The 18,763-nt window shown below is 67.1% G+C and carries 11 protein-coding genes; 1 reads left to right on the top strand and 10 read right to left on the bottom strand.

Going from position 1 to position 18,763, the window contains the following annotated elements:
- Nucleotides 1-78: 78 nt before the first annotated feature.
- From uvrC to JS531_RS03005, 9 genes are all read right to left on the bottom strand, one after another.
- Nucleotides 79-2,451, bottom strand: coding sequence for an excinuclease ABC subunit UvrC (uvrC, locus tag JS531_RS02965; protein ID WP_214312444.1), 2,373 nt, complete (start codon nucleotides 2,449-2,451; stop codon nucleotides 79-81).
- Complete coding sequence (gene uvrA, locus JS531_RS02970) at nucleotides 2,448-5,441, bottom strand: excinuclease ABC subunit UvrA (RefSeq protein WP_214312446.1); 2,994 nt, start codon at nucleotides 5,439-5,441, stop codon at nucleotides 2,448-2,450. The genes uvrC and uvrA overlap by 4 nt, the downstream gene beginning before the upstream one ends.
- Before the next feature lie 241 nt (nucleotides 5,442-5,682).
- On the bottom strand, nucleotides 5,683-6,933 hold the full coding sequence (locus JS531_RS02975) for a DUF3322 and DUF2220 domain-containing protein (RefSeq protein WP_214312448.1): 1,251 nt from the start codon (nucleotides 6,931-6,933) through the stop codon (nucleotides 5,683-5,685).
- Nucleotides 6,930-10,457 (bottom strand): ATP-binding protein, encoded by a 3,528-nt coding sequence (locus JS531_RS02980; RefSeq protein WP_214312450.1) that lies wholly within the window; start codon nucleotides 10,455-10,457, stop codon nucleotides 6,930-6,932. Before JS531_RS02980 ends, JS531_RS02975 begins: the two co-directional genes overlap by 4 nt.
- A 2-nt stretch (nucleotides 10,458-10,459) precedes the next feature.
- Nucleotides 10,460-11,149: a DUF4194 domain-containing protein gene (locus JS531_RS02985; protein ID WP_214312452.1), complete on the bottom strand. Its 690-nt coding sequence runs from the start codon at nucleotides 11,147-11,149 to the stop codon at nucleotides 10,460-10,462.
- Nucleotides 11,146-12,657, bottom strand: a complete 1,512-nt coding sequence (locus tag JS531_RS02990) for a DUF3375 family protein (RefSeq protein ID WP_214312454.1) — start codon at nucleotides 12,655-12,657, stop codon at nucleotides 11,146-11,148. Before JS531_RS02990 ends, JS531_RS02985 begins: the two co-directional genes overlap by 4 nt.
- Nucleotides 12,658-12,819: 162 nt before the next feature.
- Entirely contained in the window at nucleotides 12,820-14,301 is a 1,482-nt protein-coding gene (locus JS531_RS02995) for an energy-coupling factor ABC transporter ATP-binding protein (protein ID WP_240542005.1), read from the bottom strand.
- A gap of 20 nt (nucleotides 14,302-14,321) precedes the next feature.
- Nucleotides 14,322-15,074, bottom strand: coding sequence for an energy-coupling factor transporter transmembrane component T (locus JS531_RS03000; RefSeq protein WP_214312458.1), 753 nt, complete (start codon nucleotides 15,072-15,074; stop codon nucleotides 14,322-14,324).
- Nucleotides 15,074-15,715, bottom strand: coding sequence for an MptD family putative ECF transporter S component (locus JS531_RS03005; RefSeq protein WP_346427754.1), 642 nt, complete (start codon nucleotides 15,713-15,715; stop codon nucleotides 15,074-15,076). Before JS531_RS03005 ends, JS531_RS03000 begins: the two co-directional genes overlap by 1 nt.
- Before the next feature lie 305 nt (nucleotides 15,716-16,020).
- Between JS531_RS03005 and JS531_RS03010 the strand changes: the two genes are divergently transcribed.
- Nucleotides 16,021-17,034, top strand: a complete 1,014-nt coding sequence (locus JS531_RS03010) for a hypothetical protein (RefSeq protein ID WP_214312473.1) — start codon at nucleotides 16,021-16,023, stop codon at nucleotides 17,032-17,034.
- 72 nt (nucleotides 17,035-17,106) lie between these two features.
- Here the strand turns inward: JS531_RS03010 and JS531_RS03015 are convergent, their stop codons facing one another.
- Nucleotides 17,107-18,708, bottom strand: coding sequence for an ABC-F family ATP-binding cassette domain-containing protein (locus JS531_RS03015; protein ID WP_214312475.1), 1,602 nt, complete (start codon nucleotides 18,706-18,708; stop codon nucleotides 17,107-17,109).
- Nucleotides 18,709-18,763 lie beyond the last annotated feature (55 nt).

The following is an 18,763-nucleotide window of genomic DNA, read 5'->3' on the forward strand; positions in this document are numbered from 1 at the left end:
CTACCGGGCGTCTGCCGCCCATCCTACTCGAAGAACACCTCGGGCGGATGATTTCGCCCGGACGGTTCCGCCGCACGATCACCCGTCACGTACGGCGGTTCCCTCGGAGTCCGCCTTCCGAACGGCCTGTACGGCATCCCCCTCGGCGTGCAATGCCGCATGGATTGCCTCCGCCTTGGCGCGTCCGATGCCCTTGACCGCCTCGATTTCTTCGACGCTCGCCCCGCGCATGGCGCGGACCGAGCCGAAATGGGCGAGCAGGCGCTTCCTGTAGGTCGCGCCGATGCCGGGGATGTCGTCGAGGACGCTGTGCAGCGCGCCCTTGCGACGGGTCTGCCTGTGGTAGGTGATGGCGAAACGATGCGACTCGTCGCGCACGCGCTGCAGCAGGTACATGCCTTCGGACTGTCGTTTGAGGATGATCGGATAGTCGTCGTCCGGCACCCACACCTCCTCGAGACGTTTCGCCAGTCCGCATACCGCCACGTCGTCGACGCCGCAGTCGCGCAGCGCTTTGGCCGCGACCATGACCTGCGGCCTGCCGCCGTCGACCACGACGAGGTTCGGCTTGTAGGCGAAACGATGGCGGTCCGTGTTCTGCTGGACCACGGCGTCGGAGGCGTCCGTCCCGTCCGCCGCGCCCGCATGCGCCGCCGCGGCGGACGCCGCCTTCGCGCGACGCTCCGCGTCGAGGCTGTCGCCGGAATCCCCGGCGACGTTGCCGTGGCGGAACCGGCGAGTCAACGTCTCGTACAGGGCGCTGAGGTCGTCGAGCGCGCCACGGCCGTCCCCTCCCCGGATGGCGAAGCGGCGGTACTCGGATTTCTTCGCCACGGCGTCCTCGAACACCACCATGGAGGCGACCTGGTATGCGCCTCCGACGGTGTTGGAGATGTCGTAGCATTCGATGCGCAACGGGGCCTCGTCGAGGCCCAGCGCGTCGGCGACATCGTTCATGGCCTGCGTGCGGGAGCCCATGTCGGAGATGCGGCTCAGCTTGCTGCGACGGAGCGCCTGGTCGGCGTTCTCGTCCGCCCGGTCCATGAGCCGCTTCTTGTCGCCTCGCGAGGCGACGCGGATGGAGACCGCTCCCCCGCGCAGCCCGGTGAGCCATCCTTCGAGCTCCTCGCGGCGGGATGGCTCGACCGGCACGATGACCTCGCGCGGCACCGGAGCGATCGGCGCGAGCAGGTCGGCGCGCCCGGTGACATCCTGACGCGCGTTGCGCTCGCGGGTGGCCTGGGCGCGCGCCTGGGCGTCCACCGCGGTCACTGTCTGCGTGGAGCCGATGGCCTCGCGCCGCTCCTTCACCCTGCCGTCGCCGTCAGCCCGGGGAAGGTTCTCCGCCTCGCTGCCGGTCAGTTCGGAGTAGACCTGCACGATGAGGTCGGCCATGAGGTCGGCGTCGTCGATGTCCTCGACGCGTTCGACGCTCCAGTTGCGTTCGCCGCGGATCGATCCCGCCCGCACATGGAACGCATGCACGGACGCCTCGAGCTCGTCGGAGGCGAAGCCGTAGACGTCGGCGTCCACGTCCTGGTCGAAGACGACGGCGTTCTGTTCGACGACGGTGGAGAGCATCTGGATCTCGTCGCGCAGGCGCGCGGCCTTCTCGAATTCGAGGTCCGCGGCGGCCTCCTTCATGTCCCGCGTGAGCTGCGCGATGTACGGGCGTCCCAGCCGTCCGGTCATCACGCCGATAAGCCGTTCGCACATGCGGCGGTGTTCGGAGGGGTCGATCCGTCCCACGCAGGGGGCGGAGCATTTGCCGATGGAGGCGAGCAGACACGGACGACCGCTCATCTCCGCCTTGCGGTAGGCGCCCGCCGTGCAGGTGCGTACCGGGAAGGCACGCAGCAGGCGGTCGAGACCGTGGCGCAGGTCCCACACCTTCGCATAGGGGCCGAAATACCGCGCCCCATGACGTCGGCGGCTGCGCGTCACCCATACGCGCGGCACCTTCTCGTCCACCGAGACCGCAAGGTACGGATACGTCTTGTCGTCACGGAACTGCACGTTGAACCGCGGGTCGAACTCCTTGATCCACGTGTATTCGAGGGTCAGCGATTCGAGTTCGGTCCCCACGACCGTCCATTCGAGGCTGCGGGCGGTGAGCACCATGGTCTGCGTGCGCGGGTGCAGCAGGTACAGCGGCTGGAAGTAGTTGGTCAGCCGGTTGCGCAGGTTCTTGGCCTTGCCCACGTAGATGACGCGGCCTTCGCCGTCGCGCCACTTGTATACGCCCGGACTGGCCGGGATGTCCGAGGTTTTCGGGCGGAACAGGTCGCGCGAGTCGCCGAGCAGCGGCGCCCCGTTCCTGTTGACCTTGTCCGCGGCGGCGTCCGGACTCCCGTCGGGGGAACCGGACGTCGCCGCGCCCTGGTCGGCCCGCAACGCTTCGGCGGTCCTGCGCCAGGTCTCCGGCGCATGCCGTTCGATGTCGTTCGTCACAGCATGTCCTTGAGGAACCTGCCGGTCCACGACTCCCCGCACGCCGCCACCTGTTCCGGCGTGCCCTGCGTGACGACGGTGCCGCCACCGTCGCCGCCCTCGGGTCCGAGGTCGATGATCCAGTCGGCCGACTTGACCACGTCGAGGTTGTGTTCGATGACGATGACCGTGTTGCCCTTGTCGACGAGCCCCTGCAGCACCTTGAGCAGTTTGTTGACGTCCTCGAAGTGCAGGCCGGTGGTGGGCTCGTCGAGGATGTACACCGTTTTCCCGTCGGAGCGCCGCTGGAGCTCGGTGGCGAGTTTGACGCGCTGCGATTCGCCGCCGGAGAGGGTGGGGGCGGGCTGGCCGAGACGGATGTATCCGAGGCCGACGTCCACGAGGGTCTTCAGATACCGGGAGATGCCGGTGTACGCCTTGAAGAAGTCGGCCGCCTCCTCGATGGGCATGTCGAGGATGTCGGAGACCGTCTTGCCGTTGTATTTCACCTCGAGAGTCTCGCGGTTGTACCGTTTGCCGTGGCAGGTCTCGCATTCCACGTACACATCCGGCAGGAAGTTCATCTCGATCTTGAGCGTGCCGTCGCCGTGGCAGGCCTCGCAGCGCCCGCCCTTGACGTTGAAGGAGAACCGTCCGGGCCCGTAGCCGCGCACCTGCGCCTCGGGGGTCTTGGCGAACAGGGCCCTGATCTTGTCCCACACGCCGGTATAGGTGGCGGGGTTGGAGCGCGGCGTGCGGCCAATCGGGTTCTGGTCGACGTGGATGACCTTGCGCACCTGGTCGACGCCCTCCACGCGCCGGTGTTTGCCGGGCACGATGCGTGCGCCGTTGAGCTTGTCCGCGAGCACCGGGTAAAGGATCGAGTTGACGAGCGAGGATTTGCCTGAGCCGGACACGCCGGTGACGACGGTGAACACGCCCAAGGGGAAGCTCACGTCGATGTTCTTCAGGTTGTTCTCGCGCGCGCCGACGACCTTGAGTTGCGCGGTCCTGTTGACCTTGCGGCGGTGTTCGGGCACGGCGATCTCGCGCCGGTGCGCGATGTAGTCGCCGGTGATGGAGCGTTTCGCCTCGACGAGGTGCTTCGCCGGCCCCGAGTATACGACCTCGCCGCCGTGTTCGCCGGCGCCAGGTCCGATGTCGACGAGCCAGTCGGCGCCGCGGATGGTGTCCTCGTCGTGTTCGACGACGATGAGCGTGTTGCCGAGGTCACGCAGGTGGTGAAGCGTCTCGATGAGACGCGCGTTATCCCGCTGGTGCAGGCCGATGGACGGTTCGTCGAGCACGTACATGACGCCGACGAGACCGGAGCCGATCTGCGTGGCGAGCCTGATGCGCTGCGCCTCGCCGCCGGACAGGGTCGCCGCGGCGCGCGAGAGGGTGAGGTAGTCAAGGCCGACGTCGTTGAGGAATCCAAGCCTGGCCCGGATCTCCTTGAGCACCTCCCCGGCGATCATGGCGGCCGAGCCTTCGAGCTTCAGACCGTTGACCCATTCGAGCTCGCGCACGACGGGCATGTCCGTGACGTCGAAGATGGACTTCCCCTCGACGGTGACGGCGAGCACCTCGGGCTTGAGCCTCATGCCCTTGCACACCTGGCAGGGCACCTCGCGCATGTACGACTCGTAGTATTCCTTCATGGACTGCGAGTCGGTCTCTTCGTGCCGACGCATGAGCGTGCGGATCACGCCCTCGAAGCCGGTGGAGTATTCGCGCAGACGTCCCCAGCGGTTGCGGTAGGAGACATTGACTTTGAACTCGTGGCCGTAGAGGATGTCATGGCGCACATCTGATGGGAGGTCCTTCCACGGGGTGCGCATCGAGAACCCCATCTCCTTGGCGAGGCCCTCGAGGATATGCCCGTAGTACTGGGAGGTCATCTTCGTGTTGCTCCACGGTTCGATGACGCCTTCCGCCAGCGACTTGTCCGGGTCGGAGATGACGAGCTCCGGGTCAATCTCGAGCTTGAAACCGAGCCCGGTGCATGCGGGGCATGCGCCGTAGGGCGCGTTGAAGGAGAAGGTGCGCGGTTCGATCTCGTCGAGTTCGAGCACGTGGCCATTCGGACAGCTGCGGTGTTCGGAGAACGGGCGGCGGCGCGCGGGAGAGCCCTCCTCCTCGTCGACGAAGTCGATGACGATGGATCCGTTGGCAAGTTTCAGCGCCGTCTCGACGGAATCGGTGAGGCGCTGGCGCATGCCGTCCTTGACGACGAGACGGTCGATGACGACCTCGATGGTGTGCTTCTTCTGCTTGGCGAGCTTGATGTCGTCGCCGAGCTGCGTCATCTCGCCGTCGATGAGCGCGCGGGCGTAGCCGTCGGAACGCAGCAGCTCCAGCATGTCCACGAACTCGCCCTTGCGGCCTTTGACGACCGGCGCGAGAATCTGGAAGCGGGTGCGTTCCGGGTAGTCCATCAGGATGTCGACGATCTGCTGCGGGGTCTGCGAGGCGACCGGTTCGCCGCATTCGGGGCAGTGCGGCACGCCGGTGCGGGCGAACAGGAGCCTGAGGTAGTCGTAGATCTCGGTGATGGTGCCGACGGTGGAGCGCGGGTTGCGGTTCGTGGTCTTCTGGTCGATGGAGACGGCGGGGCTCAGGCCTTCGATGAAGTCCACGTCGGGCTTGTCCATCTGGCCGAGGAACTGGCGCGCGTACGCGGACAGCGATTCGACGTAGCGGCGCTGGCCTTCGGCGAACAGGGTGTCGAACGCGAGCGAGGATTTGCCCGAGCCGGACAGTCCGGTGAACACCACCATGCGGTTGCGCGGGATAGCGAGGTCCACGTTCTTGAGGTTGTGCTCGCGGGCGCCCTGGATGGTGATCTTGAGGTCGTTGGGAATGTGCGAGATGTCCGCCACGAGCGAACCGTCATGCTCGACGAGCGGCGCCTTGCGGATCTCACGCGTGAGGAACGAATCGCTGGTCATCACCTTCTCGACGACGACCTCGCCGCTCCTGCCGTTCGTGGTCTTCCGTTTCACCGCCATCGCACACCCCGCCTTCCGCCGCATGTCGCGGTCCACCTGCCGATCGGCCCCTGAGGACCGGGAATTTCCCGCACCAAGAATACCCGAGACCCCGACTCATATCGAACACATGTTCGATAGGCGTGTCTCTTTCCCGGAAGCGGCGAATCGCGTCGTCCCATCACGGCGTCCGTCGGACCACATACCCCGAGGGAAGTCTGATACCTCACGGCACGTCCGAGGCGGTCGGCGCATCCCTTCATCAATCGCCCATGTGCATGTCCCGTGTCCCACCGGCGGCTTGCGGCACCGGTCTAACCGGCCACACGTCATCGATTCCTTGGTGTCTCACAGGAAAACCCATGCTCGTCAAGCGTGACGCGGCATACTCCATCGTGATTCGCTCCTGCTCGATGCGGAGACAATCGACACCTTCCCCCGTGCACAGGGATTCGTACAGATTCCGTTCCTCATCCGTCAGCCCCGGAAGCATCTGCGGGACCTGCGTGCGGATATCCTTGCCGTCTTTCGTGAATTCGGTTCCGAATTCCCTATGCGCCTCGTACGTCTCCCTGTCCATGCATACGGACTCGCAGGAGACACCGGCCTCCCTGACTTTGGACAGAATCTCGAAGCCGGAAGCATCCAGGTCTCCCCAGTACGCCACGTGGATGTCCTGTCCCGCATCGTCGAACAGCCACGGCAGCAACGGCAGTGAATCCGACGCCGCAAACCCCTGTCCGAACACGCATAACCCCCCGTCGATGGGCGGCATGGTCTGATAGGTGTCCTTGTTCTCACAGATGACGACGTATCGGATGCCGCATGACGGTCCTGCATTCCAAGGCTGGACGGCAACCATATCGGGAGACCGGTGCAACGCCGGATCCAGGTATCTGAAACGACATTCGCGAGGACGTTCATCAAGCCCGAGATCGTCCAGACCGCATAACAGTTCGATGGCTCGCCGACGTACCTTATGCGACTGGTCCAGCCATTTCGCGCTGAACCCGGCGAGCGGCACGGCCCTTGGCCTCCTACCGGCGACGTCATAACGCAGGAAAAACTCAGAGGCACGTATCAGCAGCTCGAAATCGACATCCGATTGGTCATGGGTCTTACGGACCGCCTTCATCGCCAACATCGGTTCCACACCCAGACGGTCACATAACCGACCGGCCCGTTCCCGCATCTTGCGGTACTCGGCCGCGTCCCGACGGCCGATGACCCGCAACGCGGTGGCTTCGTCCTCGATCAGCACTTTGGATACGAGCCGCACCGGAGTTCCCATCCGTCGCGTCACATATTCCAAGCCGCATCCATGGCCATCCGCCCATCTTCTGATCGCGTTGTTGTTGTCATGCACCTTGACGATGTCGGATTCCAGTTCGTCCTTGCCGGGCAATCCCACCTTCACCGCCAACGGCCACACCGCATCAGGAAGATACATACGGGACCGCATCACCCGCCTCACCTCGGCGGCGATGTCCTCCACGCTTTTCATACGGCTCATGACCGCGCCTCCTCCTCATCCGCCGACGGTTCCTGTCCACGGGCCCCATGGTCTGGATCCTGTGTTCCGAAGCCTTCGAGCACGGCCTCACGCAGGGAGGTGAGGCCGGTGTCCGGGTCCTTGTAGGTGACGTACGCCTTGGTGGACACCTCGAGGATCTCGCCGGTCTTGCTTTCCGGCGCGGAGACGATCACCTGGAAGCCGAGGCGCGGCAGCACGGTGAGGGCGCGCTGGGTGTAGCGGCCGTCCGCCTTGATGAGAGCCTCGTCGAGGAACAGCGTCGTATAGCTCGGCTTGAGCCGGTTCTCCATGCCGCCGCCGAGCAGGTAGATGAGCGCGGCGCCGTAGACGAAGGAGGTGAGTTCCTGGAGGGCGCCGCCTGACCTTCCTCCGGTGGAGGTGATGCGCTCGTCGGGCCCGTTCTCATGGTGCACGATCGCGTAGAAGGCCGAGCGGCACCGGGGATCGAGGTCGCGCGCGCCATAGCTTCTCACGCCGTTCGCGTCCCTCACCTGTGCGAGCTGGGCCCGCAGCAGGCCGATAACGCCGCCGCACGAGGCGAACACCTTGCGCATGGCCGCCGTGTCGCCGTCTCCCGACGACTTCCAGTCGTTGAGCGTCCCGATCGCCCGCATGAGCTGCGCGGCGAAGACACGGTCGGGCCTGCGTACGTCCGCATGCAACGACAGACTGCCATGCTTGGGACCGAACCGTTGCCCGTCGAGCATGGCGTTGATGCGGTCGAGCTGGTCGCGGATGTCGGCCTCGTCGGTGTCGATGGCGCGTTTGATGGTCAGCAGACTCATGAGCAGCTGCTCCAGGCAACGCCGGTACTCGGCGTCGGTCGCGGATCCCGCGGTCAGACGGGAGAGACCGTCCAGTTCGTCGAGATAGTACCGGTAGTCGTCCACGGTGGCGGACAGCGCGTCGTCGTCCGCGGCGTACATGGCCTTGTACGATTCCATCCTCGTCTCGACCACGTCCTTCGCGGCGCGAGACCGCTCGACCAGCATCCCGATGTGGGAGGCCACATCGTCACGCATCCCGGCGATGAGACGTTCCGGGAACGGCGTGCCCACGGCCGGGCCGCCGCCGGCCCCGATGATCATGTGGGCGCGCAGCGCGTCCGGGACCCCGGAGAACGCGTTCCCGTAGGCGTGGTCGAGCACCGCGCCCGTTTCGTCGTCCGGCATGGGGTCGGCATCCTGGCCGGCGCCACGCTCCCCCGCCATCGCATCCCGGTTGTCGTCCAGCCACCGACGGGCGGCCTCGCATGCCGCGGAGGCGGAGTCGGCCTGCTGCTTTTCGTTGAACCGATGCTGCTCGCTGCGCTCGAGCTCCTGCTCCATCGTCTCCCTGCGCCGCACGAGTTCGGCGAGCTCAGGGTTGTTCCGGATCGCCTCGATGGATGATTCGAGCTCGCTCACCTTGGCCGAAGCGGATTCGACGTCGACGTTCTCCCATGAGGTGTAGGCGAGCTGCTTGGCGAGTTCGAGCCCGCTGCGCAGCGTCTCGGAGCGCCGCTTCGCGTCCGCGTAGTCGTGTCCGGCCTGCGCCGCGCGCTCTCTGGCTTCGGCGATGCCGCGCTCCAACGCTTCGAGGTAGGACTCGTTGACGTATCCAATGACTTCGCGCCGGTCCTTGACGCCATGTTGTCCGCGCCGGCCGCTTTTGATCTGTCCGTCGGCCTGCACCTGCCGCCGATCACGGTCGGTGTCGTCGATGGCGTCGACGCATACGGCGTCGAACCGTTCGGATGCGGTCTGTTCGCGCAGCCAGCCGGCGAACGGCGAATCGTCGCGATACCGCAGCTTGGAGGACATCCAGGGTCCGTTCTTCTCCGACGCCCGCGTCCCGTCGCCCGCGCCGGCCTCCGCCGAGGTGTCGACGAACTGCCAGGTCCGCCGCGCCATCGCATGGGGGTCGATGGCGCTGACCTTGGCGGCGAAGCCCCGTTCATGCCGTTTGTCGACGAGGATGGTCTGCGCGATGGCGCCGTAGGTGACGTTCATGGCGAGACGCCATCGTTCCTCATCCTCGCGCACGTCCATGAGCTCGGCGACGTACGGCAGCTCGTCGGCGCCCAGTCCGGTGGCCCGGCACAGCATGGCGCGGGTCTCGTCCATCTGCTGGGTGATGCGGGTGCGCTGCGCCTTCTGACGTTCGTAGTCACGTTCGAGGCGACGCAGTTCCCCGTTCGCCTCGGAGCAGGCCGCGACCGCCTGGTCGCGCTCCTCGTCCAGCTCCTGTGCGCGCCGGTCGTAGAGGCGAGTGAAGTCCACCGCGGCGATGCGCCGTTCCGTCCACGCATGTTCGTCACCGGGCATCGTCTCGTCGATCGCCACGAACCCCTCTTCGATGCGTCCGCGGTTCGTTCTCACGTCGGCGAGCGCACGCCGGGCCTGGTCGAGTTCCGTCTCCAGCCGCGCGAGATTGCCGCCGTCCAATCCCCTGATGCGGTCCCGGATGGCCTCGATGCCGGCGCGGATCTTCTCGCTGTCGCGGAAGGCGGCTTCGGCGGCGGCCTGATGCTCGCGATGTTCCCGTTCGTCGACGGGCAGGCGTTCGGCGACTTCTGCCGTCATGCGGACCATCGCCCAGCACCGTATGGCCGCCGCCCCCTGTTCCCTCCCGGGGTCGATGGGGTCGAGCTCCCGCACCCGCAGGCGCGCGGCCGCATAGGCGTCGTAGGAGTCCCGGATGCCGGCGAGCGTCGCCACGCGTCTCGCCTTCTCCTCGATTTCGTTGAAGTTCGCCTCGTAGCGCTCGTAGTCGGCGACGGTGTCCCGCGCGAGGTCCAGGGCTTCCGGCACGCCGAGCACACCCTGTTTGAAGATGTCGTCGAGTCTTGACGGGGCGTCGGCCGATTGGATCTTGTGCAGGAGCCTGCACGCCTCCTCGCTGAGTCCCATCATGTTCCAGATGTGCTCATGGAACGCGTCGGCGCTGGTGAAGGTCTCGCACCCCGGGTACGTGTCCTTCAGTTGGGTGGGCGTGAACGGATGGTCGCGATAGGCGTCCATGAGCCGCGGGTCGATCGCCCTGCCCCATGCCGCGTATTGCCGTCGCACGTCGCCGCGGCCGTCGCCCGCCGTCAGGTACAGGAACTTGGCGCAGGACAGCGTCTGTCCGCTGGTGGCGTTCACGTAGGTGTCCACGATGGCACCCCAGATGGCCTGCGGCGCCCCGTCGGCGTCGCGGCCGCGCAGATAGATCGGCTCATCGCCGTCCGCGGTGCTGCCCACGCCGGTCATGCCACGCAGATACGTGTAGTCGCTGCGTTCGGACCGGCCGGAGTTCGATGCCTTGTTGAACGGGGTGCCCGTCGGGTACAGCAGCGAAATCTGCGCGTCGACGAGCGTGGATTTGCCGGATTCGCTGGCTCCGGCGAGCAGCGTCACGGGCAGTTCGGGGTCGGTCGACGGTCTGAACTCGTGATAGCCCTGATACGAGCCCCAGTTGACGAGGCGGCGGCTTTCCAGCATCCACCGGTCGGCGATCATCTGCAGTTCCCTGGCGGCCATCGTCACTCCTCCTCTTCCGTATCGGCATCCATCCCGTCGGCTCCACCCTCATCGGCGCCGGGCAGAGCGGTGTCGGAGCCTTCGTCAACGTCGTCGTTCCCGGCGGCCACGCCGAGCCATGCGTCCGCCAGACCACGGTCGAGCACGACGGGGACGAGCGGCGTGATCCGGTACATGGCCGCGTCGGCGGTGGCGGCCAGATAGCCGTAGGTGACCATCGTATTGACGAGCGCGCCCACTTGCCTGAGCACGCCTTCCTCGTCGTTGCTCGAGGCGAGGTATCCGGCTCCGCCGGCGAGCGCTGCGCGGATCTCGTCGAATCCCGCGATCCACTGGTCTTCGGACACCCTCATGTTCTCGTATTCGAGCACGCGGATGCGTAGGAACGCGAGCAGGGCGGCCTCCTCCCGCCTGAGGCTGGTGCGCGTCTTGAGCGAGCGCAGCGTGACGTCCGGTCCGGTGACGGGCGTCGCGTACATGATGCGGTGGCGTTCGTCATCGACGAGGGCGAGCATGTCGTTGTTGAGCGAACGGATGACGGCGTCCCTGTTCTCGTCGACGAGGTCGTACAGTTCGCCTTCGATGTACCGCTCGCGCTTGAGCGCGATGGCGGCCCGTCGCGCGTCCGCGCTCATGTCGCCGCGGTCCCCTTCGAACAGGGCGTAGGGGTTGGTCTCCTCGTCCATGGTCATCCTTCCTCCATGATGGCGTCCAATTCGTCCATGCTGGCGGTCAGCGGCCGCGTACGCCAGTCGCGCGGCCCGCCGTCGATCGTCACGCAATGCCAGATGGCGTCGCCGCTTCCCTGCCCACCGATCGCGCCGAGGAATCCGACGAGCTCGCTTTCCCGCCTGTCGGTCTGCGGCAGCCGGTTGAAGCTGGCGGCGACGTCGATGCCGTCCCCGTCCATCACCGGATTGCGCCGGATGAGCGTCATCATGCGGCGCAGACGCGGACCGCCATGGTCGACCAGGGCCTTGAGGTCGATGCGCGGCGCCGTCACGTCGCCATCGCCCCCGTCCAGTCCCGCGGCCGGCGTGCGGGTCATCGACCGGGCCGGCCGCGTGGGCAGCGGCGGGAGTTTGACTCCGGCGACGTCCGTGCCGTAGGGCCTGTCCTCGCAGCCCGGATGCGCCTTCGCGTCGTCGTTGAGGGCCGTGTATAGGCGGTTGAGCCGTGCGAGCATGGACCGGTACCGGGTGTCGGTCTGCTGGCGCACGAGTCTGCCGATCTCCTCGTTGGAGATGCGCATCTGGGCGCGCACCGCCTCGATGCCGTCGTAGATGTGGGCGAGCTCCTCGCGCACCTGCCCGAGCAGTGCGGAGGACTCCCCCGCCAGATACGGGGTTCTCGCGATGTCGCGCATCGCGTCGTCGATCTGTTGGCGTCCTTCGTCGGTGATGATCACCTGGAAGGCGTCCTCGAATCGACGTCCGATGTCGGATTCGCCGAAGTCGGCGCGGTATTCGGCGTTGTAGGCGCCCAGTATCTCGTCGACGCTCATGTCGCCGGCCTGCATGCGCCGCCGCAGCGCGTCGCCGTTGTCGCGTTCGGCGAGCACGAGTTCCCGCAGGTCGATGGGCACGCCGCGCAACGTGTTGTGGATGACGGCGATGACGTCCTCCACCTGCGATTCGTCGAGCGTCTCGCGCTGCTGCCCCTGCTGGATGCGCTTGATCTCGTGCCTGCGTTCCTTGATCTCGCGGTTGAGCAGACGCACACGTTCGCCGGGATCGGCGGTGAGCTGCATGCGGGCATGCTCGATCTCCATGATGATGCTGTTGGCCTGCGCGCCGGACAGGGTGCGGGATTCGTCCTCCAGCCGTCCCAGCGCCTCGATGGCGCGGTGCGCACGCGCGGTGAGGCGGTAGAGGAACCTGTGCGATGCGACGTCATGCGAGTTGGCGAGCCACGCGTATTCCCCGTCGCCCTCACGGGACAGGTCCACGAGTACGCGGTGGGCCGCCTCGCCCCATGTCTGTTCCGGGTCCGGGGTGTATTCGCCGATGTCGGCGAGGGAGGCGAGCCCCTGGGCGAAACGCTCCTCCACGCTCTCGCGGGGAAGCTCGCCGGTGAGCGGATCGAACGCGGCGCGCAGCAACGCCACGTACAGGCGTGAGTTGCGGCGCAGCAGCAGCCTGAGGACGCCGGTCTCGTAGACCGGCCGCAGCCGTTCCATCTCCCGTCGCGCATCGCCCATGGCGCACCTCCCGTTGCCGTCCGGCCGTTTTCCGCGAAGCCGTGACGCGGTCCGGCCTCCTGTCCCCTTGAAGCTAACACACGCCCCCGCGGGCCGGCATATCGTGTACGGTTTCATGCCGCCACGGCGTGTCGCGGAATCTATGGGCGACCGGACGGACGGTCAGCGGGACAGATCCATCACCCGGTCGCACCATCCGGCGGCGAGCTCCTCGTCATGGGTGACGACCAGCACGGCGGCGCCGCGTCGTGCGACGTCACGCAGCAGAACGCCCACCTGCTCCATGTGACTGCGGTCAAGACCGCTGGTCGGCTCGTCCAATACGACGAGCCGCTTGCCGCACATGAGCGCGGCGCCGATGGCCACGCGCTGCTTCTGACCGCCGGACAGACTCATCGGATGCCTGTCCGCCACGTCGGCGAGGTCGAGGTCGGCGAGCATCCGGTCGCGTCGCATCGCCGTCGGACCGTCCTCGTCCATGCCGAGCGTGAGCTCCTCGCGCACGCCGTCGGCGAACAGCTGATGGTTGACGTCCTGCATGACGAGGAATCCGACGCGCGCAAGGTCATGGGCGCGCGCGGTCTTCCCGTCCAGGAGGATGCGGCCGGAGATCGGACGCGCCAGACCGGTCAGCGTGCGTACGAGCGTGGTCTTGCCGCACCCGTTGCGCCCCATCAGCCCGACGATCTCGCCGGGGCGCAGCGTCATGTCGGGTATGGCGCGGGAGAATCCCCCATGCGTCGCATCGCGGCGGCGCGCCCATGGGAGGGCAGGTCGACGCGGAGCGTCGTATCCGATGACGAGTCCGCGCGTCCGCAGCAGCACCGTCCCGTCATCCTCCGTTCCATGTGCGTCGTCCTCGGCGGCGTCGGCCGTCCGCGTCACCAATCCCGCCACCCTGCGCCGATACGGTTCCAGGTCGAGCGCGCGCAACCCCATGGCCGCGATGCGCTCCGGCGGCAGGGAGAGGAACTCGTCGGACCGGTATTCGCGTACGATCCGGGCACGGTCGCACAGCAGATACCGGTCGGCGACGCCGTTCAGCCAGGCGAGACGGTGCTCCGCGACGAGCACGGCGACGCCCTCGTCCTTCAGACGCCACACCGCCGCACGCATGTCGTCGATCGCGGCGGCGTCGAGGTTGCCGGTCGGCTCGTCCATGATGACGAGACGCGGACCGAGCACCGTCGCGGCGGCGACGGCGACGCGCTGGCGCTGGCCGCCGGACAGGCGGGACACGCTGCGGCCGAGCAGCCCGGTCACGCCGAAGCGGCGTGCCACGTCCTCCACACGCCGGTCGATCTCCTCGGCGGGCATGCCCATGTTCTCGCAGGGAAAGGCGAGCTCGTCGGTCGTATCCGCGTTGAAGTACTGGGTCTTCGGATTCTGGAACACGCTGCCCGCCAACGGCGTGAGCCGGTCGATCGGTCCGTGTGCGGCGTCGACGCCGCACACGGAGGTCTCGCCGGAAAAGTCGCCGCGGAAGAACGCCGGTGCCAGCCCGTTGGCGAGACGGATCAGCGTGGTCTTGCCGCACCCGCTCGCCCCGCACAGGACGACGCATTCGCCGGCATGGACCGTCAGGGACACGCCGTCCACCGCCGTTCCCCCGGTCCGCGCATACCGGAAGACGACGTCCTTCATACGCAAGGATTCGGCGGCGGTCATCCGACCACCCCGGCGATGTCGAGCGCGAGCGGCGCGGCGCATGCGAGCATGACCGTCCAATCGGCCGCACGCATGCGGATCGTCGTGCGTGACGTGTGGACGCCGTCGCGGCCCAGACCCTTCGTCAACGCCGCGACGGACAGGTCCTGGGCGACGAGGGCGGCGTTCATCAGCAGCGGCACGATCACGTATTCGAGGCTGCGCACAGGATGGCGCAGCATGGCGAGACGGCCGGACACGAGACCCCGCAGCGCCATCGCGTCACGGATGGCGCGATAGTCCTCGCCGATGGTCGGGAAGAACCGGATGATCACGATGCATGGCACGACCACGCTCTCGGGCATGCGCATGCGCCGCATCGCGCATACGAACGCGCTGGCCGACGTGGTCGTGAACGCGTAGGCGCCGGTGATGAGGCACGGCAGCATCATCGCGCAGCCGACGGCGAGCGCGGCGGGCGCATGCAGCCACGGCATTCCCAGGGCGTCGGGGTCGAGCCCGCCGAGCGCGGCCGTCACGGCGTACAGGAACGCGAAACGGGCGGCCATGCGCCATCGTCCCGCGGCGAGCGGCGGGACGAGGAACAGGACCACCATGACGGTCTGCGTGAGGAGGGCCGCATGGAAGAACATCATGAGATTGGCGAGCAGCAGCAACGCCAGCTTCGTGCGCGGGTCGAGGCCGCGTACGGCGGAGCCGGGCGCCGCCGCGTCCGTCGCGGCGGGAGGACGAGGACCGCGACCGGGCATCAGACGATGCCGGCCTTGGCGAAATGCCTGGCGCACAGGCGCTGTCCGAACCATCCGCCGATGACGGCGCACACGAGGATGGCGGCCATCGACGCCGCGAACGTTCCCATGGTGATGTGCGCGAACACGCCGTCGATGTACGCGGCGTCCTTGCCGCGCGCCTCGAGGCTGGCGACGTACGCGTCCCGCATGAACCACAGCGGGAGGATGGGTCCGGTCAGATCGTACGAGAACACCACGTAGGAGACGAGCAGCAGCGGCCTGCTCCGGTAGGCGCCGATCCGGGCGATGAGGTCGGCGGCGACGGGGAACACGAGGCTCGCGACGAACGAGAGGATGAAATGGCCGGAGACGAACAGGAACAGGCCGATCACCAACCCCATCACCGTGATGCCGCCGAACCTGCCGACGCGGGCCGCGGAAAGCATGAACACGGGGCCGGCGATCAACGCGGCGATCGCCGGCAGGAAGATCGAGGCGAATCCGGCGGTGGCCACGGTGCTGATCAGGGTGGCCACGCACACCATCACGAAGTACAGCGCGCTGAACACGCCGATGGAGATGAGGTCGGGCACCTGCAGGCCCTTCCGCCCGCCGGCTGCGGACGAGGTGGCGGACGTGGTGGCGGACGAGGGTTCGATCGGCGTCTGGTCGTTCAATGAAGTCTCCGTTCGTGCGTTCGGGCATACCCAATGTAACGGCCGCGGCGGCGCTTGGCAATACCTTTTCCGTCGAAAACCCGGAATCATCCACCGGGTTATCCACATTCATCCACCGTCTCCGTCCCGTAGTTGCCTTGACGACGCGGGCCGGGTACATGTGGAGATACACGTCGTCCCGGTTCGACGACGGGCGGCATGGTCGACGACGATCGTGCCGGATGAGGAATGGAAGGTCCATCATGACGAGGACATCGGATCGTCCGGCTCCACAGGAGGAGCCGGGCATGGGGAAGGTACGGAGCACCGGAGACGGGCATGGCGCGGACGGCCGTTTCGAACAGCTGGCGAAGCCGTGGATATCGAGGTTCGTCGCGGACACGGACCGGAGGTACGTGTCGGAGCGGCAGACGCCGCGCGCGGTGAACCTCATCAGCGGCATCGTCAGGGAGGCGACGTCCCGGGGCTTCGATGTGCCGGCGCCGTCGAAGACGCTGCTGGACCTGGTGGGGAAACGGCGTTGGCCATGGCCGCATGTCCTCGTCGATCTGGGGAACGGGCGGATGGCGTCGTTCCATCTTGCGGAGGCCTCGATGTCCCTTGCTCCTCCGGGAGCCGACGGGAAGGACGAGACCTCCGACGGCATGAACAGGGACGTCCCGGATGACGGGAACACCGGGGATCCGGAACCGGTGCCGTTGTGGATGGCGGAACGTTCCCGCGCGTTCGTGGCGTCCGGCGTGCTGGGGTTCGTCGTCGACAGCGACATGGACTACACCCACCGGAAGTCCAGCAAGGATTCGAGCAAGTCGCTCGTCGAATCGAGGCTTCCCTCCGTATTCGACTCGCTGGTGGCGTGCGTGGTGCGCCAACGCGATATGGAACGCGTCGCCCGGATGCGCCGCGCCAGCCTCGAACGGGCGCAGCGCGAATGCCGGGGCGAGCAGCTGTACACGGCGTTGTGCGAGGAGGTCCACCTGTATGAGGACCTGCGCGCGCAGCGCGCGTATCTGGACCGCGTGGAGCAGCGCATGCGTCTGCATGATCCGGACGGCCTGCAGCGCGGCGCCGGCACGATACGGATGATGCGCGAACGCATCGACGCGCGCGATCCGCTGCTTGCCGGGGGCGCGGCGTGGATGCGGCTGCCCGAGCCTTCGGAGGCGGAGGTGTTCGCGTACATGCGTCGCGGCAGCCGGCTTTCGGCGTTCGAGGAGGATCAGCTGACGCGTCGTCGCCCCGGGGCCCGTGACGTCTCGTCGCCGTCCGCGGACGGCTCGGTCAGCAGGTTTTTCGATTGACCGCCGCACTTCCCGCCGGGGATGCCGGCCGTCCCGTCCGACGCGTCGGCGGCCGGTGCGGCCGAAGTCCCGTCATTCCTCGGCGACGAGTTCGAGATAGCCGTCGTTCCACAGGTCCTCGTCGCCGTCCGGCATGAGCAGCACGCGCTCAGGGTTCAACGCCTCGACGGCGCCCTCGTCGTGGGTGACGAGCACGATGGCGCCCTCGTATTTGGCGATGGCCTTGAGGATCTCCTCGCGGGAGGCCGGGTCGAGGTTGTTGGTGGGCTCGTCGAGCAGCAGCACGTTAGCGCGCGAGGTGACGAGCGTGGCGAGCGCGAGCCTGGTCTTCTCGCCGCCGGAGAGCACGCGCGCGGGCTTCAGCGCGTCGTCGCCGGAGAACAGGAACGAGCCGAGGATGGAGCGGGCCTGCGTGTCGTTGAGGTCCGGGGCCACGTGCGTGAGGTTCTCGAGCACGGTGGCGTCGAGGTCGAGGGTGTCGTGCTCCTGCGCGAAGTAGCCGATCTTGCAGCCGTGACCGTAGTCGACCGAACCGGTGTCGGGCTGCTCGATGTGCGCGAGGATGCGCAGCGTGGTGGTCTTGCCGGCGCCGTTGTAGCCGAGGATGACGACGCGCGACCCCTTGTCGATGGCGAGGTTGACGCCGGCGAACACGATGTTCGAACCGTACGCCTTGGAGATGTCCTTGGCCATGATCGGCGTGCGGCCGCAGGGGGCGGGTTCGGGGAAGCGGATGTCGGCGACCTTCTCCGCCTTCTGCGCCTCGGACGTGTTCTCGAGGAGCTTCTCCGCGCGGCGCATCATGTTCTGCGCGGCGACGGCCTTCGTGGCCTTCGCGTGCAGACGGATGCCCTGCTTCATGAGACGTTCGGCCTTCTTCTCGGCGACCTCGCGCTCGCGGCGGCGGCGCTCCTCGTCGACGACGCGCTGATGCAGGTACGCCTTCCAGCCGAGCGAGTACATGTCGATCTGGCCGAGCTGGGCGTCGAGGTGCCACACCTTGTTGACGACCTCGTCGAGCAGTTCGGTGGAATGGGAGATGACGAGGAAGCCGCCCTCGTATTTCTTGAGATATCCGCGCAGCCATTCGATGGAGTCGGCGTCGAGATGGTTGGTGGGCTCGTCGAGGATGAGCGTGTCGGCGTCGGAGAAGAGAATGCGCGCCAGTTCGATGCGCCTGCGCTGGCCGCCGGAGAGCGTGCCGAGCGTCTGCTCCATGACCTCCTGCGGCAACCCGAGCGAGGCGGCCATGGTGATCGCCTCGGACTGGGCGGCGTAGCCGCCGGCCTTGTCGAAGTCCTGCATGGCCTTGTCGTAGCGGTTCATGGCCTTCGTCATGACGTCCGGGTCCGGGTCGGTCATCTCCTTCTCGGCCTTGCGGATGCGGCTGATGATGGAGGCGATGTCGCGCGCGCTCATCATGCGGTCGAGCGCGGTCTGCTCCGGGTCGGCCGCGTGCGTGTCCTGCGGCAGGTAGCCGAGTTTGCCGGAGACGCGCACCTTGCCGGCGGTGGGCAGCATGTCGCCGGTGATCACGCGCGTAAGGGTGGTCTTGCCGGCGCCGTTGCGTCCGACCAGGCCGATCTTGTCGCCTTTGGCGACGTGGAAGTCGGTGGGATGGAGCAACGTGCGCGCGCCGATCTGAATCTCCAGACCCTGTGCATCGATCGCCATGCCTCACCTGCCGCTTTCCGTCGTCGTCGTTTCCGTCATACGGCCCCGTGCACAT

This window comes from Bifidobacterium sp. CP2 (assembly GCF_018555635.1).
Lineage (GTDB): Bacteria > Actinomycetota > Actinomycetes > Actinomycetales > Bifidobacteriaceae > Bifidobacterium > Bifidobacterium saguinibicoloris.

Coding starts and splice junctions, on each gene's coding strand:
- JS531_RS03010 (WP_214312473.1), top strand. CDS start 16,021: ATGGGGAAGGTACGGAGCACCGGAGACGGGCATGGCGCGGACGGCCGT.
- JS531_RS02995 (WP_240542005.1), bottom strand. CDS start 14,301: ATGAAGGACGTCGTCTTCCGGTATGCGCGGACCGGGGGAACGGCGGTG.
- JS531_RS02975 (WP_214312448.1), bottom strand. CDS start 6,933: ATGAGCCGTATGAAAAGCGTGGAGGACATCGCCGCCGAGGTGAGGCGG.
- uvrA (WP_214312446.1), bottom strand. CDS start 5,441: ATGGCGGTGAAACGGAAGACCACGAACGGCAGGAGCGGCGAGGTCGTC.
- JS531_RS02985 (WP_214312452.1), bottom strand. CDS start 11,149: ATGACCATGGACGAGGAGACCAACCCCTACGCCCTGTTCGAAGGGGAC.
- JS531_RS03015 (WP_214312475.1), bottom strand. CDS start 18,708: ATGGCGATCGATGCACAGGGTCTGGAGATTCAGATCGGCGCGCGCACG.
- JS531_RS03000 (WP_214312458.1), bottom strand. CDS start 15,074: ATGCCCGGTCGCGGTCCTCGTCCTCCCGCCGCGACGGACGCGGCGGCG.
- JS531_RS02980 (WP_214312450.1), bottom strand. CDS start 10,457: ATGGCCGCCAGGGAACTGCAGATGATCGCCGACCGGTGGATGCTGGAA.
- JS531_RS02990 (WP_214312454.1), bottom strand. CDS start 12,657: ATGGGCGATGCGCGACGGGAGATGGAACGGCTGCGGCCGGTCTACGAG.